General features: G+C 45.6%; 17 protein-coding genes and 1 other annotated feature. Of the genes, 4 read left to right on the top strand and 13 right to left on the bottom strand.

The features are described from left to right. Window positions 1–305 precede the first annotated feature (305 nt). A complete protein-coding gene (locus LKD46_RS10225; RefSeq protein ID WP_015525518.1) occupies window positions 306–758 on the top strand; it encodes an Hsp20/alpha crystallin family protein in 453 nt (150 codons plus the stop codon). A 368-nt stretch (window positions 759–1126) separates the two neighbouring features. Then, on the top strand, window positions 1127–1771 hold the full coding sequence (locus tag LKD46_RS10230) for a type I phosphoribosyltransferase (protein ID WP_021652759.1): 645 nt from the start codon (window positions 1127–1129) through the stop codon (window positions 1769–1771). Window positions 1772–1840: 69 nt separating this feature from the next. On the opposite strand, the gene LKD46_RS10235 is transcribed toward LKD46_RS10230, so the two are convergent. Continuing rightward, window positions 1841–2842, bottom strand: a complete 1002-nt coding sequence (locus LKD46_RS10235) for an RpnC/YadD family protein (RefSeq protein ID WP_110102710.1) — start codon at window positions 2840–2842, stop codon at window positions 1841–1843. 960 nt (window positions 2843–3802) lie between these two features. Between LKD46_RS10235 and LKD46_RS10240 the strand changes: the two genes are divergently transcribed. Together LKD46_RS10240 and LKD46_RS10245 are read left to right on the top strand one after the other, a co-directional pair. Then, window positions 3803–5017, top strand: a complete 1215-nt coding sequence (locus tag LKD46_RS10240; protein WP_059086232.1) for a DUF4317 domain-containing protein — start codon at window positions 3803–3805, stop codon at window positions 5015–5017. A 10-nt stretch (window positions 5018–5027) separates the two neighbouring features. After that, a complete protein-coding gene (locus tag LKD46_RS10245) occupies window positions 5028–5825 on the top strand; it encodes a Cof-type HAD-IIB family hydrolase (RefSeq protein ID WP_015525514.1) in 798 nt (265 codons plus the stop codon). 106 nt (window positions 5826–5931) lie between these two features. Here LKD46_RS10245 and LKD46_RS10250 read toward each other — a convergent pair whose 3' ends face one another. The 12 genes from LKD46_RS10250 to LKD46_RS10305 all read right to left on the bottom strand — a co-directional run bounded on the left by LKD46_RS10250 (window position 5932) and on the right by LKD46_RS10305 (window position 23275). After that, a complete protein-coding gene (locus tag LKD46_RS10250) occupies window positions 5932–7191 on the bottom strand; it encodes an FKBP-type peptidylprolyl isomerase (protein ID WP_227574092.1) in 1260 nt (419 codons plus the stop codon). A gap of 213 nt (window positions 7192–7404) precedes the next feature. Further along, complete coding sequence (gene mfd, locus LKD46_RS10255; RefSeq protein ID WP_227574093.1) at window positions 7405–10731, bottom strand: transcription-repair coupling factor; 3327 nt, start codon at window positions 10729–10731, stop codon at window positions 7405–7407. A 7-nt stretch (window positions 10732–10738) separates the two neighbouring features. Next, complete coding sequence (gene pth / locus LKD46_RS10260; protein ID WP_118514159.1) at window positions 10739–11317, bottom strand: aminoacyl-tRNA hydrolase; 579 nt, start codon at window positions 11315–11317, stop codon at window positions 10739–10741. A 79-nt stretch (window positions 11318–11396) separates the two neighbouring features. Beyond that, complete coding sequence (locus tag LKD46_RS10265) at window positions 11397–12347, bottom strand: TIGR03943 family putative permease subunit (protein WP_118607885.1); 951 nt, start codon at window positions 12345–12347, stop codon at window positions 11397–11399. Between the two features lie 122 nt (window positions 12348–12469). Next, entirely contained in the window at window positions 12470–13606 is a 1137-nt protein-coding gene (locus LKD46_RS10270; RefSeq protein ID WP_227574094.1) for a CobW family GTP-binding protein, read from the bottom strand. A gap of 211 nt (window positions 13607–13817) precedes the next feature. Further along, window positions 13818–14051 carry a hypothetical protein gene (locus tag LKD46_RS10275; protein ID WP_015525508.1) on the bottom strand — a complete coding sequence of 78 codons (234 nt, stop codon included), beginning with the start codon at window positions 14049–14051 and terminating at the stop codon, window positions 13818–13820. Between the two features lie 136 nt (window positions 14052–14187). After that, on the bottom strand, window positions 14188–15300 hold the full coding sequence (locus LKD46_RS10280) for a DUF3878 family protein (protein WP_118607887.1): 1113 nt from the start codon (window positions 15298–15300) through the stop codon (window positions 14188–14190). Continuing rightward, window positions 15284–16216 (bottom strand): GTP-binding protein, encoded by a 933-nt coding sequence (locus tag LKD46_RS10285; RefSeq protein WP_227574095.1) that lies wholly within the window; start codon window positions 16214–16216, stop codon window positions 15284–15286. Before LKD46_RS10285 ends, LKD46_RS10280 begins: the two co-directional genes overlap by 17 nt. 173 nt (window positions 16217–16389) lie before the next feature. Continuing rightward, the gene (locus LKD46_RS10290; protein ID WP_118514169.1) at window positions 16390–19722 is read right to left on the bottom strand and encodes a TRAP transporter large permease subunit; all 3333 of its coding nucleotides are present in this window, start codon (window positions 19720–19722) and stop codon (window positions 16390–16392) included. Continuing rightward, a complete protein-coding gene (locus tag LKD46_RS10295) occupies window positions 19723–20226 on the bottom strand; it encodes a TRAP transporter small permease (RefSeq protein WP_173754051.1) in 504 nt (167 codons plus the stop codon). An 86-nt stretch (window positions 20227–20312) separates the two neighbouring features. Next, window positions 20313–20559: a binding site (T-box leader), on the bottom strand. An 86-nt stretch (window positions 20560–20645) separates the two neighbouring features. Beyond that, a complete protein-coding gene (locus LKD46_RS10300; RefSeq protein WP_173754052.1) occupies window positions 20646–22043 on the bottom strand; it encodes an alanine/glycine:cation symporter family protein in 1398 nt (465 codons plus the stop codon). 203 nt (window positions 22044–22246) lie between these two features. Then, window positions 22247–23275 carry an alpha/beta fold hydrolase gene (locus LKD46_RS10305; protein WP_227574096.1) on the bottom strand — a complete coding sequence of 343 codons (1029 nt, stop codon included), beginning with the start codon at window positions 23273–23275 and terminating at the stop codon, window positions 22247–22249. Window positions 23276–23461: the final 186 nt, after the last annotated feature.

The following is a 23461-nucleotide window of genomic DNA, read 5'->3' on the forward strand; positions in this document are numbered from 1 at the left end:
CAGGACTAAGTTCCACCCCTAATTTCAGCAAAAGAACATAAAGGGCTGAGGGTGGAAATTAGTTTTTCATTTTACGGAACACAAATTCTTCACAACTTTTTAGCACTCGCCTCTTGACTTTGCTAGCAACAGGTGTTATATTACATATAGAACAAAGGAGAAGATAAAAAAGAACTTCCAGATGTTCAGAATAAAACCAAACGATCACCACTGCGGAATAACCCGAAGTGGTAACTATATACCGGCAACAGTTGGATTTCTTGATCCACCGGAACGGCTTTTCAATTTGAAAGGAGAAATGACTTATGATGTTCCCGAGTGTATTTGGAGAAAACTTATTTGATGACTGGATGGATGATTTTGGATTCAGAGATAATTTCTTTAGCGGAAAGAACCCTCTTTATGGCAAACATGCAAAAAATATCATGAAAACTGATGTACGTGAAACAGATAAAGGCTATGAGCTGGATGTAGATCTTCCAGGATTTAAGAAAGATGAAGTACAGGTACAGCTGAAGGATGGTTATCTTACCATCTCCGCTGCCAAGGGTCTTGACAAAGACGAGGAAGACAAGAAAGGCAATTATATCCGCCGTGAACGTTATGCCGGCAGCACAAGCAGAAGCTTCTATGTTGGTAATGGTGTAAAAAACGAAGATGTCCATGCAAAATTTGAGAACGGTGTTCTGAGACTTTCTATTCCGAAAAAAGCAGCTGAAGAGATTGAAGCTGATAAATATGTATCTATTGAAGGCTGATATTGACTCACTCTCACAGGGGGAGGATCCTTAGGGATTCTCCTCCTCTTTTTTATACGCAATAATACATATGACACTCTCTTTCCAATTTACTACGTACTCACAAGTACTTTCACTCTATAGTAATGATCCTATTGTCAAAGTTTTCATGATATTGGATATTTTTTAACAAATACGCTTGATTTTTTGAATATTTTTTTTATATTTTGCATTATATTATTTCATTTTTTTGAAATTAATGGTATAATATGCACAGCTAATCGGATATTTGCAATCCGCATTCGGTTAAATAAATCTGTTTCGTAATCCTTCAGGATAATTCTCCTGAACAACCACGTAAAACACGATCACGACAGGAGGTTTTTATTATGGATCAGGACAACATCATAAAAATTTATGCACGCACTGACAACCGCATACAGCTTAAAATGATTCCGGGACACTTCGTAACATCCCAGTCCCATATCACACACTACCTGGATCTCACTACTATGAAATCCAGATGCGCTGAAGCACAGCGTATTGCATCCGCTCTCGCAGCAAATTACGAAGCATCCATTCCGGTAGACACCATCGTCTGCATGGACGGACTTGAAGTGATCGGTGCTTATCTCGCCGAAGAACTGACCAAAGCCGGCGTCCTTTCCATGAACGCACACCAGACCATCTACGTCATCACCCCTGAGTTCAACAGCACCGGGCAGATGATCTTCCGCGACAACTATGAACCAATGATCAATGGAAAAAACATCCTCGTCCTAAATGGTTCCATCACCACCGGATCCACATTGAACCGAGCTATCGAAAGCGTTCTGTACTATGGCGGTAAGATCCGCGGCGTGGCAGCCATCTACAGCAGTGTAGACAGTGTAGCCACACTCCCTGTCCACTCTATCTTTCAGGCCAGAGACATCCCGGACTATCACTCCTACCGCTCTGACAACTGCCCACTGTGCAAAAACCGCCAGAAGATCGATGCTATTGTCAGCAGTTACGGATATTCTGTATTATAAGATTCAGATCAATCAACGAATCCCCCATGGATAGCAAAACCAGTGGGGGATTCTCTTTATCTTTTCTTATTATAATTGATATTCTCTGTACATAGCTTCACGCATTTCTTTATCTGTAACAACCTTCTGAATCTCATTACCACGCTCATCAAGTATAAGCCTGTTGATCAGAACACTAAGTCGTTCTTCCCCCTGGGCCATTCCCTGAGCTATTCCCTGAGCCATTCCCTGGGCCATTCCCTGAGCCATTCCCTGAGCCATTCCCTGTTCTCGCCCCAGTGCTTCAGCCTGTTCCTTAGCTTCCGCCATCAGTCTTGCCCTTTTCTCAGATTCCAGTTCCAGAACATGTCCACCCATAATCTCACCTATTCCTTTCCGGACTTTCTCCTCATTTCTGAAAATATGATCAGATATCCGAGTTATCAGTCCAATCAGATCACTGAACAGTTCAGACCTTCCAGATTCAGTGATCTCTACCTCCAGTTTACTCCGGATCACTTCATATTCATTCAGTAATTCCTGAAAAAGTTGTGGATTCTCACTCATCTCATGCCCTCTTTTTTCATATCGCATGATATAAAAAGGAAGCAGCATAAGAAGACTCTTTTCAAATATCTTATCTTTTGTATAATTCTCTACTTTAATGGCAGGCACTCTGTACAAATGACATCCCCCATCCGGAAAAACCACATCCACTTCCAGAAAATCCGGCGTATTCCTACTATTTCTCAGATACAACACACAAGAACGTGGAAACTCCATCCGATACCTCCGTCCCTGCTTTCTGGCAAACTCAACAGCAGTTGCAAAATCATACTCTATCATCCGTACAGCCATTGTCGTGTCATCCGTACTCTGGCATTCTATATGATAAATCCTGTTTCCGATCAACAGCCGCGAATCCGTAATAATCTCACCATCCACCCGCTGATACTCGTTACGCAGCTGCACAATCTCCATATCAGCCGGGTATGATGTATGAAAAACATCATTGATCAAAGGCACGACCAGAAACGTCATTTTCTCCATCATAGTACGAAAAACATCATCAAAAATCGTATTATCTCTCAAACAATACTCCTTCTGGTATATACAATTATACCATCAACCAAACACTTCAGAAACCCTGTATACAGTTTTTATAAATATTTTTGAAAAAACGCTTCAGACATTGAAGCAAAAAGAAACCAAATAAATGGATAGATCTTATAAGATATACAAATCATACCACACATCCCACCACAACACCACAAAAACCCATCTCCAAATTTCGACACCACCTTCCAGCGTCCAGCAACGCACCGACATTCACAACCTCCCTCCAAACCACAAAGAATCTCAAGCTTCCAAACTACAGGCGTCCAGCAACGCGCCGACGCTCACAACCTCCCTGACAAACACATAGAATCTCAAGCTTCCAAACTACAAGCGTCCAGCAACGCGCCGACGCTCACAACCTCCCGGCAAACACATAGAATCTCAAGCTTCCAAACTACAGGCGTCCAGCAACGCGCCGACGCTCACAACCTCCCGGCAAACACATAGAATCTCAAGCTTCCAAACTACAGGCGTCCAGCAACGCGCCGACGCTCACAACCTCCCCTCCAAACCACAAGGAAACTCAGCCTTTCCTCCCAGCCATCCAGCGCAGCGCTGATGGCTCATCCAACTCCCGTCAGACCACTCTATCCCTCCCACCATGACCGCACAGTGTGAGGTTTGCAGCAGAAGTCCGGGTGCTTTGGAGTGAGCCTTGGTCCATACTTAGCGTCTGAGGTGGTTCACGGAGAGGTACCCGGCGGCCACAAGCCGTAGGGTAAGGCCCATCTGTCTGAGCCAGGTACGCATCAGCGTACATGGCGAGTTATGGGCCGGCCGCTCCGTGAGGCACCTCAGACGCTTAGTATGACCAGGCGAAACGACGGCACCCGGACTTCTGCTGCAAATCTCACACGTCCGTCCGCGTCATCTTGCCCCCACCAAACACCTGTGCTATAATCAAACTAATTAAAAAACCGAGGTAAACCACACATGAACAAAAAAGAAATCGCAGAAATAAAAAAACAATTCACCCCTGACCGCTGCTCCATCACCCGCATCTGCGGCTGCTACGTAGACGGTGAAAAAAACAAAAAAACCGAACTCAAAGAAGCCTTCTTATCCTTATCAGAGGAAGAAACCTTCAAATACTTCGACATCTTCCGAAAAACCCTCACCGGCACCATCGGAAAAAACCTCATCAACATGGAATTTCCTCTGGATCAGGAAACCGAAGGCGGAACCCAAAACTTCCTCATGAAACTCCGCAAAAGCAAACTCACCGACGACACCCTCACCGAAGCCTTCTACGACAGAATCATAGAAAACTACGACTACGGTGAAAACTACTACATCATCCTCATCCACGCAGTCTACGACATCCCCGGCAAATCCTCCGACGGTGCCGAAATGTTCGACGCTTCCGATGAGATCTACGATCACATCCTCTGCAGTATCTGCCCGGTCAAGCTCTCCAAAGCAGGCCTGCATTACAATGCAGAGACAAACAATATTGAAGACCGTATCCGGGACTGGCTGGTAGAAATGCCTGACTGGGGCTTCCTTTTCCCACAGTTCAACGACCGCAGTACCGATATCCACGGACTTCTCTACTACACCAAAAACGCCGAAAATCTCCGCTCCACCATGATGGAAGAAGTCTTCGGCTGCACCACACCACTATCTGCCGGAACCCAGCGTGACTCCTTCAATGCTCTGGTGGAAGAAACCCTTGGTGATGACTGTGCCTACGACACAGTCCTTGAGATCCACGAAAAGCTCAACGATCTCATCGAATCCCAGAAGGACGAACCGGAACCTGTTGTCCTCACCAAATCCGAAGTCAAACGTCTCTTCGAAGAATGCGGCGTAGAAGACGAAAAGCTCCAGAACTTCGATGAACAGTATGAGCTTGCCGCAGGAGAAAAATCAGCTCTGGTAGCATCCAACATCACCAACACCCGGAAATTCGAGATCAAAACCCCTGACGTGGTGATCCATGTAGCACCGGACCGGGCAGAACTGGTAGAAACCCGCATCATCGATGGTCGAAAATGCCTTGTGATCCCCATGGAAAGTGAAATAGAACTCAACGGCATCCGTGTCAGCACACTGAACTCTGTTGAAGATACATCCGCAGAACCGCTTCCTGTTAATGATATTACTGACATTGATAACAGTAACACCGAAGAAGAAATCCCATTTTAAAGGAGACCTTATGAACGATAAAAAAATCCTGTTCTTCGACATAGACGGCACACTGCTTACGCCTCACCCCTTCAAGGTTCCGGAGAGCACCAGCCGCGCCCTCACAAAAGCCCATGAAAACGGTCATCTTCTTTTCATCAACACCGGCCGCACCAAAGTAATGATGCCCTCTGCACTCTCAGAGCTTCATTTCGATGGCTATATATACGGCTGTGGAACCCACATTTACATGGACAACAAATTGCTTTTTTTCCGCACAGTCCCAAATCTTCTGTGCAAGGAAACCGTAGACCTTCTCCGCAAATGCAAGATCGAGGCAATTTTTGAATCCAACACTGAGATCCTGTATGATGGCATATCTCCGGCCCAGTCCGAATTCGGAGTCAAAATGCGAAAAGAAATTCCAATGGTCGACATCACAAAATTCAATCGGGAGGATGCCTGCACTTACTCCTATGACAAATTCCTGGTACATATGCTGCCGGATTCCGATGTCGAAAAATTCCGCAGCTTCTGTAATGATCATTACACCTATTTTGATCACGGAGACGGAATCTGGGAAGTCACACAAAAGGGTACCAGCAAAGCCACAGGCATGGAATTTCTCCTGGACCGCCTTTCCATCCCCAAGGAAAACTGCTATGCATTCGGAGACAGTCCCAACGACCTTCCCATGCTGAAAGCTGCCGGAGTCAGCGTTGCTATGGGAAATGCTTACGGAGGCATCGAAAAACACTGCACATACCAGACAGACTCAGTGGACAAGGACGGGATCCTTCACGCACTAGAGCATCTCGATCTGATCTGATGATCCGTAAAGCAGGCATGAGCATTACAAAAAACGAGCCGTGTACGATAAATCCGTACACGGCTCGTTGTCTTTTCTCTTATCATTCCATTGTAAACATGGTATCTTATTTCTCAGCTTCCAGTGTAGCAACTGCCTCAGATTCTGTACTATCTGCAGTCTCCTCATCAGCCTTTGCAGAATCTCCCTCTGTCTCCGGTGTCTCGGTCACATCGGTCTGCTCCTCAGCTGCCGGTGTCTCGGTTGCCTCAGCCTCTGCAGAATCTGCTATCGGTGTCTCAGTTACATCCGGGTCCGGTGTCGGAGTTGGAGTCTGGATCGTAAAGCTGTGATTATCTGTGATCTTGATCTTCTTGATCAATTTTTTCTCTTCTTTGATATCAGCTTTCTTCTTCCAGCCATCTGTTGTATCATTATAGAAATCATCCTTCTTGGTGTTTGTCAGAGACTCTTTCTTACTCTCCGTTGCAGTTTTATCATTCTTGGAATCCAGTCTCACAACATACCATACGGAATCTGTCTTTATGATCTCCTCGTTCAGTGCACCCTCGTCCAGCTTTCTTAAAGCGGTACGAACCTCATCCGGATAAGTAGTTCCGTTGGCAGCACTGTCATCACCTTCCTCATAGGTAGGGCATGTTCCGGTTGTTGCGGTCATATCCTCGGAGATCTTATCTCCAAGAGTATTGAAATCTGCAGCCGGATCCTCTTTAACCTTGTCATAGAACTTCTGAAGATTCTCTTTATTCTTCTTGATATCATCATCGGAAAGATCATCTCCGCTGACCTTTGCACTTGCATAGCTGAAGGACATCTGCTGATATTCTTTCTCATCCAGCTTCACGTCCGCTTTGGCTTCAATGGCATCCTTCATCTTCACATCGTATGTTTCAAGCTCGAGGAAAGTCTTCACCATATCTTCATCAACTGCAAGCTCTGCAATTGTCTCATCAGAATTGGCAGCCATGAAGTTCTTGGCAGCTTCCTCAAGAGCCTTCTGCTCATCATCTGTGATTTCAACATCATACTCGGAAGCGTGTTCTTTCTCCAGACACATCTTTTCAACAGTTTCAACAGAAGTTGTTACCGCATTTTCACCGTAAGTCTCATCGGAATCATCATCCATTTTGGTACTCCAGATAGACATATCGCTTCCGCCGCCAAGATACATCTTGTACATTGCCTCAGCCTGTGCCTGCTGCATACGTGCTGCCAGACTTACAACGCCAAACGGGATTTCCTGCTTATTGACTGTCACTGCGATCTTTGTACCATCGAGTTTTTTATTTCCGCAGCCTGCCATCATTCCTGCTGCTGTAACGCAGACAAGAGCAGTAACTGCCGCTTTCTTTACTGAATTTCTCATTTCATCCTCCATCTATCCGTCCATAAGAATCACGGTCCGGCTCTTATTCCATAATACTTGATTATAAACGTTTTCACCTTTAAGAGCAAGGAATTTCACGAACTTACACGACATTTCACAAATTATCCACAAGTCTTTCCGGGAAAATATCCGGTATCCACAAACCGGATGTTTTTTCCCGTGGATAACCCCGTTCCTGGCTGATTTTTCCCTTTACTCCAGTGGCTCTGCCAGTTTTGCCAGCTCCCCCGCAAACTTCATCAGCTCTTCGATCAGCCTTCCCTGTGGTGTCAGGATAAATTTCGGCTCATGATCAGCTTTAAACTGCAAACCTCTCCTGTACTGCGCCATAATAGCCGGGATACCTGCAGGATCCAGCCTGGCCTTTTCATAGAGCGTGATCCGGACATCTTTTCCAAGCTGCTTGACCTCCGTCACATATCCCTGATGGGCAAGAGCCTTCAGCCTTGCAATGGCGAGAAGGTTCAGCACAGCTTTTGTCGGCTCGCCAAAACGGTCGATCAGCTCTTCCAGCATATCGTCATACTCCTGCTGGCTTTCAATACCGGCAATACGCTTATAAATATCCAGCTTCTGGAACTCGTTGCTGATATAGGAATCCGGAATAAACGCATCTATGTTGAGATCAATGGTCGTTTCAAAATCATCCATAGTCCGGATTCCCTTTGCCTCCTTGACAGCCTCACTGAGCATCTTGCAGTAAAGGTCATAGCCAACTGCGTTCATATGCCCGTGCTGCTGAGCACCAAGAAGATTTCCTGCTCCGCGAAGCTCCAGATCCTTCATAGCTATCTTAAAACCGCTTCCAAGGTCTGAATACTCCCGCATGGCACTGAGCCGTTTCTCTGCGGTTTCCTGGAGCATCTTGTTTTTGGTATACATCAGGAATGCATAAGCAGTCCTGTTGGAACGTCCTACACGCCCACGTAGCTGATAAAGCTGGGAAAGGCCATATCTGTCCGAATCATGGATGATCATGGTGTTTACGTTGGAAATATCCAGTCCTGTTTCAATGATAGTGGTAGAAACCAGCACATCCACATCTCCGTTGATAAAATCATACATTACCTGCTCCAGTTCCCTCTGACTCATCTGTCCATGTGCAAAATCCACTCTGGCCTCCGGCACAAGTCTGGATATCCGAAGGGCTACTTCGGCAATGTCATTGACTCGATTATATACGTAATACACCTGTCCACCCCGGCGAAGCTCCCTGCGGATGGCTTCCCGAACAGTCTCCTCATCGTACTCCATAACGTATGTCTGGATTGGCACACGATCCATCGGCGGCTCTTCCAGAACGCTCATATCACGGATACCGATGAGACTCATATGAAGGGTTCTCGGAATTGGCGTTGCTGTCAGCGTCAGTACATCCACATCTTTTTTCATCTGCTTGATCTTCTCCTTGTGAGTAACACCGAAGCGCTGCTCCTCATCAATGATCAGAAGACCAAGATTTTTAAATTCCACATCTTTTGAAAGAACTCTGTGGGTGCCGATCACAATATCTACCTGCCCCTTTTTGATCCCTTCGATGGCCTTTTTCTGCTGGGCAGATGTCCGGAAACGACAGAGAAGTTCCACCTTTACCGGAAATTCTTTCATACGCTGTACAAAGGTATTGTAATGCTGCTGTGCAAGAATGGTGGTAGGGACAAGATAAACCACCTGCCGGCTTTCCTGTACTGCCTTAAACGCAGCTCTTAAAGCAACCTCCGTCTTTCCGTAACCAACGTCACCACACACAAGACGATCCATGATCCTGGTGCTTTCCATGTCTCTCTTGGTATCTTCAATGGCTGCCAGCTGATCCTCTGTCTCCTCATAGGGAAACATCTCCTCAAATTCCTTCTGCCATACGGTATCTGGTCCGCAGACATATCCCTCTTTCTCCTGGCGTACTGCATAAAGCTCTACCAGCTCTTTTGCGATATTTTTTACCGCACCCTTAACACGACTCTTGGTCTTATTCCACTCCTGACCGCCAAGCTTGTTCAGCTTGGGCGTTTTTGCATTTTCAGAGGATCCGGAATATTTCTGCAAAACATCCAGCTGGGTTGCCAGAATATAGAGATTACTGCCGCCCCGGTATTCGATCTTGATGTAATCCTTCACAACACGGTCAACCTCTACCTTTTCGATTCCACGATAAATACCCAGTCCATGCTTTTCATGAACAACAAGATCTCCAATGGAAAGCTCTGCAAAATCCTGGATCCGGTTTCCGCTGTACTTTTTCTTTTTTTTGCGCTTCTTCTGCTCTTTGCCGAAAATATCGGTTTCCGTCATCACTGCAAATTTGATCAGCGGATACTGGAAGCCACGTCTTGCATGACCATAGACCACCATGATCTCTCCGGGACTGATGATACGATCCATGTCCTGGCTGTAAAAAGCATTCAGACCTTCCTCTGAAAGATCTTTTGCCAGACGCTCCGCCCTGGTCCTGGAACCGGAGAGCAGTGCGATTCGGTATCCCTGCCTCTTATACTGAAGGAGATCCTTTACCAGAAGCTCAAAGCTGCTGTTATAAGAATCTACAGACTTCACCGTAAGATCAAATTCCTCATTGATCTTCCATCCGGAACGTCTGGGAGAGAGTGCGGATACAGCCACACAATTCCGTCTGTTCAGCTTCTTCTGCAGTTCCTGAAAACCACATAGCCACTGCTCCGGAAGATTTGCCTCGCCTTTTTCCTCTCTGTGCATACGACTCTGACGGTACTCTTCCTCCACACCCTCGCCGTTTTCTGCCAGGTGGTTCAGTTCATCCAGAAACACCAGTGTTTTTTCTTCCGGAAAATAATCCAGAAAGGATACCATATCCTCTCCGTCCATCTTTTCCGCGGCCGGATAGATCGTAATTTCATCTACATTTTCCAGGGATCTCTGGCTTTCCGCATCAAAGCTTCGGATAGAATCCACCTCATCATCCCACAATTCGATACGCCAGGGATTATCCTCTGTCAGCGGATAGATATCAATGATTCCTCCACGCACAGAAAACTGCCCCGGAAGCTCTACCTGACCGGTGCGTTCATATCCCAGCTCTACCAGCTCTTCCTTCAGCTGATCCAAATCGATCACACTGTCACTTTTAAAATGAAGAAGCCTGCTTCTGATCTTTTCCAGCGGCATCAGGAAATCCATACATCCGTCAATACTGGTAACAACGGTCACTTCTTCCTGTTCCAGAAGTGCCCGGATCACACGCATCCGCTGCCGGATCAGAAGATTTCCGTGAATATCTGCCTGAAAAAACAGAAGATCCTTTGCCGGATAAAAATATACATTTTTGTCATAGAAGCGGTAATCCTCATAGATTTCCTTTGCATTACGCTCATCATCCGCAAGGATCAGATGATATGGAAAAAGCCCGGAAAGTCCATACATCAGATGGACCTTCTGGGACTCCATGCATCCGGAAACGTTAAGAATTCCGCAGTTTGCGCCACAACGCTTTTTTATTTCCCCAAACTCTGCAAGACCCTGCAGAGGCTGCAAAAATGCTTCCATACAAACCTCAATTCTTAGGCTTTTTCCTGTTATACTTATTCATCGCCGCATCTACGCCCTCGGACAGGATCATCTCCACAGCCTCTGCCGCATCATTGATCCCTTCATCCACAAGCTTGCGGTCACTGTCCGAAAAATGCCCCAGCACAAAATCTGCCAGATCCCAGTCTTTCGGTTTCGCACCGACACCAACACGGATACGGATAAATTTTTCAGTTCCAAGACGGCGGATGATATCCTTTATCCCGTTATGTCCGCCCGCACTGCCTTTTTTGCGAATACGAAGCTGTCCAGGCTCCAGATCAATATCATCGTAGATCACGATCAGCTCTGTCTCCGGATCGATCTTGAAATAGCCGGACATCTCCTGGATCGGACCACCGCTTAAATTCATATAGGAAAGCGGTTTCATCAGAATAGCTTTTTCACCGCCGATGATACCTTTTCCATACATGGCATTAAATTTTACGCCACCCTGCGGGATATTATTCTTCTCCACAAGACAGTCAACGGTGTCAAAGCCCATGTTGTGGCGTGTAGCCTCATACTGCTTTCCCGGATTTCCCAAACCTGCAATTAAATACATAAAAACTCCTCAGCTGTAATTTACCTGTTTCAATGCCAGGCCTTCTTATGCCTTAAGGCATACAAATGCTCTGATCGTATCAGTTGAAATATACCATCTCATCAGCAAGTGGCTCGCAAACTTCCACATGCTCTGCGTAAAGTACGATTCCCTCTCCCTGATATTCCATTCTCTTCTCAAACGCAACCTTCGCGGTAACATCCACCCACTGGCCTTCTGCGATCTTCGGAGCAAAAGCGCTCTTGCAAATATAACCAAGGAATGTGGTATCATCTGCACAGCATGTCATGGCTGTTCTTCCGGGAACAAAGAATTTACTTCCCATTCCACGCGGCTTCAGGGCACGTGCTTTAAAGTGAACGGTTTTTCCGACATAGCGGTCCGGATGATCCATGGAATCCACAAACCAGATACCATAATCCTCCGGAAGAATATCGATCACCGGCGCATCAATATCAAATGGCATCTCATCCTCAAAAAGATCACCAAGCTCGCCTTCTTCATCCTCAAAAATAATCTCCGCACGCTGGTTCACCACCTTGATGCTTCTTCTGTAAGAAGGAAGCGGATCATTCTCCTGGCAGCGGTTAAAGATAACCATATCAGCATTGCGGACCATGTCCATAAAAAGGGACTTCATATTCGCCATATAAACCTGGAATGTGCTTGCATCCACACAGGTGATATGCTGCTCCACGCCCCAGCCTTCCGGTTTTTCCATCTCTTCAAATTTACTTACCAGCCACATGCCATTGTACTCAATGATCACCCGCTCCGGCTGATGCAGGATTTCCATTGCCGCAAGTCGTTCCGGTGTAAGCTCTTCCTCGCTGTCAATGATCTCCACAACGGTATTGCACTGTTTCAGTGCTTCCTCATCATATTCTTCCTCACCTTCTTCGCAAAGGATCAGAAGTGTTTTTCCATCGATCTGAAAGTAATCCTGCTGCAGGGTAAAGCTCAGGAAAGAGGTCTTGCCGCTTTCCAGAAAACCTGTGATCAGATAAACGGGTACTCTGGTCTCTTCCATAAATCCATCCTGTCAGATACTGTACGATTTAATGTACAGTATCTGTTTCCTTTCTGTAACAATCTATATCTGTATTCCGCTTTGGTTTTGCGTCAAAACGGACATTTATTTTATCATATGCTTTATGCGATCCCGAAAAGCTCTTCCAGAGCATGCTCGTCAAGTTTGGAACCGATCACGCACAGACGGCCTGTATATTCTGGTGCGCCCTCACGGATCTCGGTTTCTTCCGGAACCATATCAAAATAGATCCATGTTCCGTCCTCTGCCGGAAGCATTCCTTTTGCACGGAGAATGATACCATATTTGTCAGACTCGGAAAGTGCCTCAAGGATCTTCTCAAGTCCCTCACGTGTGAATTTCTTAATCGTCTCACGGCCCCAGCTTGTGAAGACCTCATCTGCATGATGATGGTGGTGGTCATGTCCACAGCCACACTCTCCGTCATGATGGTGGTGCTCATGCTCTTCATGATCATGTCCGCAGCCGCACTCTCCGTCGTGGTGATGATGATGCTCATGCTCTTCATGATCATGTCCGCAGCCGCACTCTCCGTCGTGGTGATGATGCTCATGCTCTTCATGATCATGTCCGCAGCCGCACTCTCCGTCATGGTGGTGATGATGCTCATGCTCTTCCTCAAGCATCTCCTGCTCCAGGGATACCGGATGCTCCATAACCTCTACCAGTTTCTTACCATCAAGATTCTCAATCGGAGTCGTGATGATAGCAGCATCCTTATTCAGGCTACGGAGAAGCTCCAGAGACTCCTGAACCTTTTTCTCACTTGCAATATCGGTACGGCTCATGATGATGGCACCTGCATACTGGATCTGGTTATCAAAGAACTCACCGAAGTTCTTCATATACATTTTGCATTTTTTTGCATCAACAACAGTTGTATAGCTGTTCAGTTTAATGTCAACCTCGTCCTGAACACCCTGTACAGCCTTGATAACGTCAGAAAGCTTACCAACTCCTGATGGCTCGATCAGGATCCTGTCCGGATTGTATTTGGTAACAACCTCTTTCAGGGATGTTCCGAAATCTCCTACCAGAGAGCAGCAGATACATCCGGAATTCATCTCACGGATCTGAATCCCAGCCTCTTTCAGAAATCCGCCGTCAATACCGATCTCACCGAACTCGTTCTCGATCAGAACTACCTGCTCACCCTGAAATCCGTCCTTCAGAAGTTTTTTGATCAGAGTTGTTTTTCCGGCACCAAGGAAACCGGAGATAATATCAATTTTAACCATTTTGTATACACTCCTTTTAACGTAGTTTGACCAGGAAGTATTATACCCCCTGGTTGTATCCTGTTATGATCATGATGACAGAGAAAAACTATCTGTTTCTGTATCTGCTGTCATTATATCCATTTTACAAAACAGACATTCATATTCTGCTTTATATTCAGATTAATAGAGGGATGTGAAAAGCTCACATCCCTGAAAATCGTTCTTCCTATCAGCCGTTGATCATAAAGTTCATAAGCTTGTCGATATCCTCTTTCTCTGCTGCAACGATCTCAAGTTCCGGAATTTCCCCGGCGGAAAAGATGTTTGCAAGAGATACATACTGGGAAAGCTTGGATTTCAGGTTCAGTCTGTCTCCCTCTCCTGTTACAAGCTCTACTCTGCCTTTGCAGCTGTCAATTACCTCAAAAAATTTATCGATATCTGTAATATGTGTTACTTTCATTTTAAAAATCTCCTTTCTTATCAAAGGGCTGTTCTTAACTCTTTCCGTTAGATTATACCCCAGTGTTTTTAAAAAAGCAATCCCTGCCGGGCAAAAACACTTCACAGATATTCTCTGCGGATCTATATATATTTCGTCATATTTCTTCAATTTCAACGGTACAGTCTTTTCTTCCTTTGTTCCATTTCATGAGATAAACCTTAAATCCCAGAGAATCTCTGGCAATGGTAAACGGTTCTTCTCTGAATACTTCGGATCCGATGCCCTGCTTTTTCAGCTCTGCCTGTTTTGCACTGGCTTTTTCCGTAAGAACTTTAATTTCTTCGTCAGCTTCTTTTCCAAAAGACCGATCCCCATATCCTGATGACGCTTCCCTCAGCTTTTCGGAAAGGCACATCGTTACCTGAATGTGTTTTGTACGGTGAAGCATTCCTGCCAGTTTCCGTGCTACCCATTTAAACGGAAGTTTCCGGTAAATTTCAAGCCACCTGACAAAGGTACGGTCTCCTGCCTGCCTTGCGATCTCTCCCATTACCTCAATTGCCTTTTCCGAGGGAATCCACGGATTTTCCCTGGGAACAATATACTTTTCCGGAACAGACGGATAACAGCAGTAATTCAATGGCGGAAATTCCACCAGTACAGAAAGCTTCTCCTCCAGAGCGTTGCAGCTGTCCCCGCCTATATAATCATATTTGTCGCGGAGGATTGCCAGGCGATATTCCAGCTGCCGTAAATATTCATACCCTTCTATCCAGAAATGACCGATCCGGCTGTAATCGTAGAGATATTTTTCCAGAGACAGGGTTTCAAAAAACAAAGTCACCACCGAATCATCCTGGTGAACCACAAGGATATATTCTCTGCCCTGCCGGCTTAAATCTGCCAGGATCTCGCCCTCGTAATCCGGTTTGTATACACCTGTCATACGGGCATTTCCAAAAACAAGAAAGCTTTCTACCGCATCATTCATAAGATACACAAGGCGGATTTCTCCGTTTTTTACATAAGAATCCACTTTGTATATATTGTCATCGGACTTTTCCGCAATTGCTTCCGAAAAAGCACTCTCTGAAGCTGCTTTCTGATCCTGCGGGCCTTTCTCATCATTCACTGCCACCAGTTCAAACTGATCTTCTCCAAGCAGCTCTGCAAGCTTCTGAAATGTATCTGGCAGCTCTTCAAATGCCTTCTCTGAGACATATCTCTCCGGTGCTGTTTTTTCTGCAGTATTATTTCCAGTATCCATCAATTACCTCTTTATTCAGTTTCTCTCCAATAACGATCATGATCGCCTGTCCCAGCTTTGCTGGCCGGATGCAGATCTCATGGCGGGTAGCATTCAGCTCCAGCCACTGTCCATCTTCTTTTCTGAGAAAACCTTTTACGCGAAAAACATCTCCGCAGGATGGATCATTCAGGATCCTTTCTGCAGTTTCATAGAGTTTCTCCTCACTTTTATGAACGTTCATAAAAAACAGAGAATCAAATCCACCGCCTTCCGCATAGGATTCCTTCACATAAGCTTCTGACACATACCCACAATTCAGGATCTTTTCCAGGTCTGTGTCCGTGAGATCATTCCAGTTTCCGGTGAGGATCTCACTGTCCAGACAGCGCCTGCACTGGATCTGGCCAAGTGCACGGTTGAGATGCTCTTTTGTGCTGCTGATCTCTTCCACCGTGGCTTCCTGGCTCCTGCTCAGTAATACACAGCCTGCATCTGCCACCTCAGAAGCCAGCAGATAATCAGCTTCCGCGGAAAGATCCTTTGCCAGCTTCGCATCCACAATGGCGATCACATTTCCGATCTCGTACCATTTATCCAGCGGTTCCTCATGAAGGGCGTCAAAGAACTCATCCACATCAAAGATTCCGGATGGTTCTACGATGACACGGTCGTAACCGCACATTCCCATAGCGATCAGCTTCGTCTTAAATCGCCGTCTGTGACAGTCCGCATCACAACCGCCAGAAACCATCTCCAACTCACAGTTGTCACCCATCAGATCCTGAAGCAGCATCATATCCACATTCACTGCCCCGAAATCATTTTCCAGGATCCCGATGTTCATACCTTTTTTCAGAAGATAGGAGGCATATTTTTTTATAAATGTTGTCTTTCCGGATCCGAGAAACCCGGTTATCAGATCGATCTTTATCATATTTCTTCCTTTACTTATGTTCCGTCCATATTTCAACAATCTCCCGCCCGACAAATGCCGGACTGCTATCAGTATATAATCTTTTTTCCACAAAGAAAAGAGGCGGTCCTGAAAAATTCTCTCAGAACTGCCTCTTTCCGGCTATTTTATTTTTTTATAAACATGTATGAAGACTACTTTGTAAACAGATCTACCAGATCCTGACCATCATCATAGCCCTGTTTTTTCAGTTCCTGAACAAACCAGTCATCTACACCGTCTACTGCTTTCTTAAAGGAATCGATATCCATGTCCTTTTTCTCTGTGAAGGTCACACCATTTTTGTCTGCCCAGCGTGCTTTGATCTCATCATCACTGGAACGGTTGATGTAACGCTCATATTCAACAGCTTTCTGGCCACACTCGTCAACAACAGCCTGCTGCTCCGGTGTCAGCGCATCATAAATATCCTGGTTGATGCAGAAGAACAGGCAGTCATAGATTGCATCCCACATGGAGCAATATGGCTGTACCTCCTGTACACTGGCTGCATCGATGGCGGGCAACGGATTCTCCTCGCCCTCTACCGTATTCTGCTGAAGTGCCGTGTAGGTCTCGGACCAGTTCATATTTGTGGCATCTGCGCCCCATCTCTTATAACACTCCATAAGAAGATTAGAGCCGGCTACACGAACCTTCAGATTCTTCATATCATCTACAGATTTTACCTCATGCTTGCTGTTTGTCAATTCACGGAATCCGTTCTCTGCAATACCCATGCAGTGGAGTCCGTAGCCGTTAAGGATTTCCTTCAGCTTATCTCCAGCCTCTCCGTCAAACTTCGCATCTGCATCATCATAGGAATCATAGATGAACGGCAGGGATACCACATTGAAGCGTGGATCAAATGCAGAATAGATCAGATTGGAATGCATGGAGATCTGTACCGGGTCTCCGTTCATCAATGCCTGGATTCCCTCGGACTGATTTCCGTTTGTCAGCTGATCCGCTGCGTAAATGTTAACCTTGACCTTTCCTCCGGTAGCCTTTTCCATGAGTTCACCGAACTTACGTCCTCCATCAGCCCAGGTACTTGTCTCTGTTGTGGAGCATGCAAAGTTCCAGGTTGTCTCAGGCCAGTTCAGATCACTGTAATCCTCCACGGTATCTACCGAATCCTCTGTAAACAGATCTACAAGATCCTGTGCATCGTCATAGCCTGCACTCTTAAGCTCATTTACAAACCAGTCGTCGATTCCGTCTACTGCTTTCTTGAAGGAATCGATATCCATATCCTCTTTCTTTGTAAAGGTCACACCGTTGCTCTTCTCCCAGCGGCTCATGATCTCCTCATCGCCGGAACGGTTGATATAACGCTCATACTCAACAGCCTTCTGGCCTGCCTCATCAACAACCTGCTGCTGTTCCGGTGTCAGGCTGTCATAGATATCCTGGTTGATACAGAAGAACAGACAATCATAGATTGCATCCCACATGGAGCAGTACGGCTGTACCTCCTGTACACTGGCTGCGTCGATCGCAGGCAACGGGTTCTCCTCACCCTCTACCGTATTCTGCTGAAGTGCTGTGTATGTTTCGGACCAGTTCATGTTTGTGGCATCTGCCCCCCATCTCTTATAACATTCCATGAGAAGATTGGAACCGGCCACACGAACCTTCAGGTTCTTCATGTCGTCTACTGTTTTTACTTCATGCTTGCTGTTTGTCAGCTCACGGAAACCGTTCTCTGCGATTCCCATACAATGAAGTCCGTACTCACCAAGGATCTCTTTCAGCTTTTCTCCGGCCTCACCGTCAAATTTTGCATCTGCGTCATCGTAGGAATCATAGATAAACGGCAGGGATACTACATTGAATCTCGGGTCAAATGCAGAGTAGATCAGATTGGAATGCATGGAGATCTGTACCGGGTCTCCGTTCATCAGTGCCTGGATTCCCTCGGACTGATTTCCGTTTGTCAGCTGATCTGCTGCGTAAATATTAACCTTGACTTTTCCGCCGGTTGCTTTTTCCATAAGCTCACCAAACTTACGTCCTCCGTCAGCCCAGGTACTTGTTTCAGTTGTAGAGCATGCAAAGTTCCATGTCATCTCCGGCCAGTCAAGATCACTGTAATCAGCGATGGTATTAAAGGAATCACTTCCGTCTCCGGAATCCTTGGAACTCTGGCTTTCTGTATCAGAAGACTGGTCTCCTGTATAGGAGCCCTCTTTTGCAAGAGCCTTCGGAAGAGCTGTGGAAACAGCCGGAATATAAGTGATGATCAGAAGAACTGCAACGGATGCAGCGATCATCGGCATAACTGCTCTGGAGATCTGCTGAAGAGTAACCTCCAGACCTTTTTTGATCTTGATACTGATGGCAACGAAAAGATTTACACCTACCGGAGGTGTTACCTGTCCGATCGCAAGGTTAACTGTTGCCATAACACCGAATGCTACCACATCATAGCCCAGAGCCTTACATACCGGAAGCATGATCGGTACAAAAATGTACATCGCAGAGTTTGCATCAATGAAGCATCCTGCGATCAGGAAAATGATGTTTACGATCAGAAGGAAGGTAAACTGATTATGTGCAATGCCGGCAAGAAGCTCAGATGCCGCATTTGCAATACCAAACTTGGTACATACAAAAGAGAACAGAGAAGCACTCGCTACGATCAGCATGATTCCACCGGTTGTCTTTGCAGAATCCACAAGAATGTCAAACAAATCTTTGAGTTTAACCTCACGGTAGATCACCATACCAACAAACAGACCGTAAACAACAGATACGGCTGCGGCCTCAGTTGGTGTAAAGATACCACCGTAAATTCCTCCGAGGATGATAACCGGCATCAGGAATCCCCAGAATGCATCTTTAAATGTATCCCAGCGCTCTTTTGCGGAAGCTTTTTCACGGGATGGCTGAATATTATGTTTCTTTGCCTCGATCATAACGATGATCACAAGAGCAACACCCATCAGAAGTCCCGGAACGATACCAGCCATAAACATATCTGCAATAGATACGCCTGTGATGGAAGCATATACAACGAATGCGATACTCGGCGGTATGACAATGGCGATGGAACTGGAAGTTGCCATCAATGCCGTGGAAAACGGTGCGGAGAAACCGCCCTGCTCAACCATAGCCGGGATCAGAACTGCTCCAAGTGCCGCAACAGTTGCAGGACCGGAACCGGAGATCGCTCCGAAGAAGCAGGCTACGATAACACATACAATGGCGATACCGCCCTTTTTATGTCCTACGCAGGTATCTACGAAGTTGATCAGTCGTTTTGAAATACCGGCTTTTGCCATAATGTTTCCGGACAGAACAAAGAACGGGATAGCAAGAAGCAGGAATTTACTGATTCCGGAGTACATATTTGTAGCTACGATCGTCAGAGATGTGCCGGAATAAAGGATGGCACATACAGATGACAGACCTAAGCAGATCGCAATGGGAAGTCCCAGGATCAGGAAAACAAAGAAGGAGATAAATAAGATTGCACTGATCATTTATTTGTCCTCCTTTTCATCATCTTTTTTCAGGCAGAAGTCCAGGCAGTACTCAATAAAATGAAGGATCATGCAGCCTGCTCCGATCGGCACGAAGGACCAGAAGATCCACTCCGGCCAGTTCAGTACGAAAGTTCTCTTGCCGTTTACCAGCTGTGTAAGAACTTTGTCCATTCCATACTTAAATAAAATTGCGGAAAAAACAATGCACAGGACCGTGATCAGGATCACAGATGGTTTTTCCAGTTTTTTCGGAAGACGGTCCGTAACCAGTGTCAGACTTACCAGTCCTCCCTTTTCACGGCAGGCAAGTGCTGCTGCCAGAAGTGTGATGAGAACAAACACCGCTACAACAAGCTCTTCTGTAAAAGACCATGAGCGATGGATGACCTTACGGGAAAATACATTTCCCACAGTCAGCACAAGGATCAGCAGTGTGGAAATGACCAGTACGATTTTTTCTACTGCTGCAAGTGCGTTCATGAGTTTTTTGTACACTTTCATACTCTTTCCCCTTTTGTATATTTTTCCGGTTTCAGATCCTTACCCCGTGGTTTAAAATGTTTTTGGATAAAAAAAATCCGTCCCCTTTCAGGGACGGATATAAGATTCCGCAACCACCCTGTTTCTCCATTGAAACAAGCACGATTCTGCAACGTACCGGCATACGCGACTTCTGTAACGGGAAGCACCCGTGAAAACCTACTTACTTGTCTGAAACTTTCGGCTTTCCTTCTCAGGGATGATATTCAAGGCAGTTCCGACGCTGCATCACACCAGTCACAGCTCTCTGAAGACGGTTCCTCTGTCTTTACTGATTCCCTTCATGGAATTTACTTCTGTTATGTGTTAACTCTTTAATGAGCTAAACCAATTCTAACTCTGTTTGTTTTGATAGTCAAGTTTTTTTTTCAAAAACTCCTTCAGGCGTTCTTTCCTTCTCCGGCGAAGTACTCCTTCACAAGCTTTACAACCACACCGGAAAGCAGGAATACTGCGATAAGGTTAGGGATCGCCATCAGACCGTTGAAGGTCTCTGCGATACTCCAGAGAAGTCCAAGGTCAACAGTTGCGCCGATGATCGCTACCAGAGAGTACAGTACCATAAAAGGTCTGATAGCTTTTTCCTTAAAAAGGAACTCCGCACATCTGGCTCCGTAAAGTCCCCATCCAATGATAGTGGAAAATGCGAAGCAGCACATGGCAACTGCTGTAAAGATGGAAACCCAGTTTCCGTATGTACTGGTAAAACCGCTGATGGTAAGCTCCGCTCCTGCTGCTGCGCCATAACCAACCGGCACCCCGCTGCAGAGGATGACAAGCGCTGTCAGCGTACAGATCACGATCGTGTCCGTGAATACCTCAAAGATCCCGAAAAATCCCTGTTTTACAGGTTTTCTGGTGTCTGCACAGGCATGTGCGATGGAACCGGTACCAAGACCTGCCTCATTGGAAAAAATACCTCTGGAAACACCTTTTTTCATACTCATGAAAAAGCTTCCTACTACGCCGCCTGTCACAGATGCTGGATTAAATGCTCCTCTGATGATAGAGCTGAAAACACCCGGAACGTTTTTCCAGTTGATGATAACTACACCGATCGCAAGAATAATATAAAACAGTGCCATAAACGGTACCAGCTTTTCTGTAACCTGACCGATCCTTTTGATTCCGCCAAGCAGGATAAGTCCTACAAGTACTGCAAGAATGATTCCCATAACAAGATTCACTGCGGAAGTATTATCTGCAGTGACCACATTGTAATTGATCAGCGCAGAATCAATAGCAGTTGTGATAGTATTGACCTGTGTTGCGTTTCCGGTTCCAAAAACAGTAAGCACACCGAAAGCTGAAAACAGATATGCCAGCCAGTGCCAGTGTTTTTTCAGACCATTCTTAATGTAATACATTGGTCCTCCAACCAGATCTCCGTTGGCATTGGTTTCGCGGAAATGTACCGCAAGTGTTACCTCGGAAAACTTTGTACACATTCCAAGAAGTGCAGAAATCCACATCCAGAATACGGCTCCCGGTCCTCCGATGGCGATAGCACCTGCCACACCTGCAATATTTCCCGTTCCCACGGTAGCAGCTAACGCCGTACAAACAGCCTGAAACGGTGTCAGACTTCCATCGGAAGCTTCTCTTTTCCGAAGCATACGTCCGATAGTGACCCTGATGGCATAGGGAAATTTCCGAATCTGGAGAAAATTCGTGCGGATACTTAAATAAAGACCTACACCAATAATACAGATCATCGCAGGAACGCCCCAGATAAAATTGTTTACAGCAGCATTCACTGATTCAATAACAGATAACATTCTATAATCCTTCCCTTATTTAATTTTGTCTTTTTAGATTGTACGTTTGTCTGTACAAAAAAAGACGATTCGTTAGATTATATCACATTTTCTGTCGAATGTATAAGAGAAAAGCTTTATAATTTTACTATGATAAAGAAAGAAAGTAAATAAAAGCTGCCAATCCTGTTGTTAAATATGTGATACACCTGTAGTAAAAATACTTATCTGTGATCAATATCATTTTCCGTATCGTCCAGGAATGTAAATATATATCCCCAGTATTTCTCCAGGATCTTACCTCTGCTTCCATAGATCTCATGCTTTGTTCCGATCATATGGATATAATCACAGCTTGTTTTTCCCTGGTGATTGATCTTTCCGGCAAAATTTTTCAGGGCGCGGACAGATACCAGATCTTCAGTCTGGGCCTGGATGAGCAGCATTGGTGCCGTATATTTTTTCCATCCATAGAGACGCAGATACCAGCTCATTTCTGCAGAAGCCCAGAGCCAGCCGTAGGATGGAGACCAGGTCTGGAGCTCCTTATGTTCTGCACGGAGATTTTTGTATCTCTCGTATCTTGGTTTTGATGTTGCGGAGCTTGTCTCAAAAGAACCGCTGCCATCGTAAGGCTTTCGGCCAGCTACATATTCCTCATCTTTTCCGAAAATGCATTTCTCCAGAGCTATGCCAGTGGCTGCCGGCCACGGAACATTATCTGTAAGAGGACGGATCATCGGAGAAGAAAGGATCACCTTGTGAAACCAGTCCGGCTCCCAGGCTGCCGCAATACCGCCAATGGCGCCTCCCATGGAATGTGCATACAAGTTAAGTGACAGATTCGGATGTGCTTTCTTTATGTAGCGGCATGCTTTCAGAAAATCGCGGATATATCTTCGCCATGTATCGATGTGGACCAGAGACGGGTCTGCGGTAAGACGATAGCTGCGGCCATGGCCGCAATGCTCCGGAATATATACATGATAGCCTTCCTTAAGAAAATAATAGGCCACTTCATCATATTTTACTGCTGATTCTGTGAATCCGTGGCTGATGACTACCACACCTTTAGGCATATCAATATCAGACAGATACTGCAGCATATGGATCTTACCTGTGATCCGTTTGCTTTCGTTACGAAACGGATAATCCGCACCCGGTACATAAAGTTCCCTTCTGTGAGACAGAAGATATGGCGTTACGATATTTTTCATGGTTTCTTCGTATTCATTTTCATGTATGATCTGCATATTGGTTAAAAACCTCCCTTGCTTTTACTGTATTGCTTTTTGCTTCTCCCAAACTCTGCTTTTCAAAACCCTTCCATGTTGTCACAGCTGTTTTCTTACAGGATAACAGAATTCACTCCTCCAGGCAATCCTTTTCAGACCATTTTGCTCTTTAATTTCCATTAAAAAATGCCCGAACATTTTGAT

The sequence above is a fragment of the Blautia fusiformis genome, assembly GCF_020686995.1.
Classification (GTDB): domain Bacteria; phylum Bacillota; class Clostridia; order Lachnospirales; family Lachnospiraceae; genus Blautia_A; species Blautia_A fusiformis.

What these genes read in the sequence shown, in the direction of transcription:
- LKD46_RS10280 (WP_118607887.1), bottom strand. Translation starts at nt 15,300, where the DNA reads ATGGATACTGGAAATAATACTGCAGAAAAAACAGCACCGGAGAGATAT.
- pth (WP_118514159.1), bottom strand. Translation starts at nt 11,317, where the DNA reads ATGTATTTAATTGCAGGTTTGGGAAATCCGGGAAAGCAGTATGAGGCT.
- LKD46_RS10230 (WP_021652759.1), top strand. Translation starts at nt 1,127, where the DNA reads ATGGATCAGGACAACATCATAAAAATTTATGCACGCACTGACAACCGC.
- LKD46_RS10240 (WP_059086232.1), top strand. Translation starts at nt 3,803, where the DNA reads ATGAACAAAAAAGAAATCGCAGAAATAAAAAAACAATTCACCCCTGAC.
- LKD46_RS10295 (WP_173754051.1), bottom strand. Translation starts at nt 20,226, where the DNA reads ATGAAAGTGTACAAAAAACTCATGAACGCACTTGCAGCAGTAGAAAAA.
- LKD46_RS10290 (WP_118514169.1), bottom strand. Translation starts at nt 19,722, where the DNA reads ATGATCAGTGCAATCTTATTTATCTCCTTCTTTGTTTTCCTGATCCTG.
- LKD46_RS10300 (WP_173754052.1), bottom strand. Translation starts at nt 22,043, where the DNA reads ATGTTATCTGTTATTGAATCAGTGAATGCTGCTGTAAACAATTTTATC.
- LKD46_RS10225 (WP_015525518.1), top strand. Translation starts at nt 306, where the DNA reads ATGATGTTCCCGAGTGTATTTGGAGAAAACTTATTTGATGACTGGATG.
- LKD46_RS10245 (WP_015525514.1), top strand. Translation starts at nt 5,028, where the DNA reads ATGAACGATAAAAAAATCCTGTTCTTCGACATAGACGGCACACTGCTT.
- LKD46_RS10270 (WP_227574094.1), bottom strand. Translation starts at nt 13,606, where the DNA reads ATGGTTAAAATTGATATTATCTCCGGTTTCCTTGGTGCCGGAAAAACA.
- LKD46_RS10250 (WP_227574092.1), bottom strand. Translation starts at nt 7,191, where the DNA reads ATGAGAAATTCAGTAAAGAAAGCGGCAGTTACTGCTCTTGTCTGCGTT.
- LKD46_RS10285 (WP_227574095.1), bottom strand. Translation starts at nt 16,216, where the DNA reads ATGATAAAGATCGATCTGATAACCGGGTTTCTCGGATCCGGAAAGACA.
- mfd (WP_227574093.1), bottom strand. Translation starts at nt 10,731, where the DNA reads ATGGAAGCATTTTTGCAGCCTCTGCAGGGTCTTGCAGAGTTTGGGGAA.
- LKD46_RS10305 (WP_227574096.1), bottom strand. Translation starts at nt 23,275, where the DNA reads ATGCAGATCATACATGAAAATGAATACGAAGAAACCATGAAAAATATC.
- LKD46_RS10265 (WP_118607885.1), bottom strand. Translation starts at nt 12,347, where the DNA reads ATGGAAGAGACCAGAGTACCCGTTTATCTGATCACAGGTTTTCTGGAA.
- LKD46_RS10275 (WP_015525508.1), bottom strand. Translation starts at nt 14,051, where the DNA reads ATGAAAGTAACACATATTACAGATATCGATAAATTTTTTGAGGTAATT.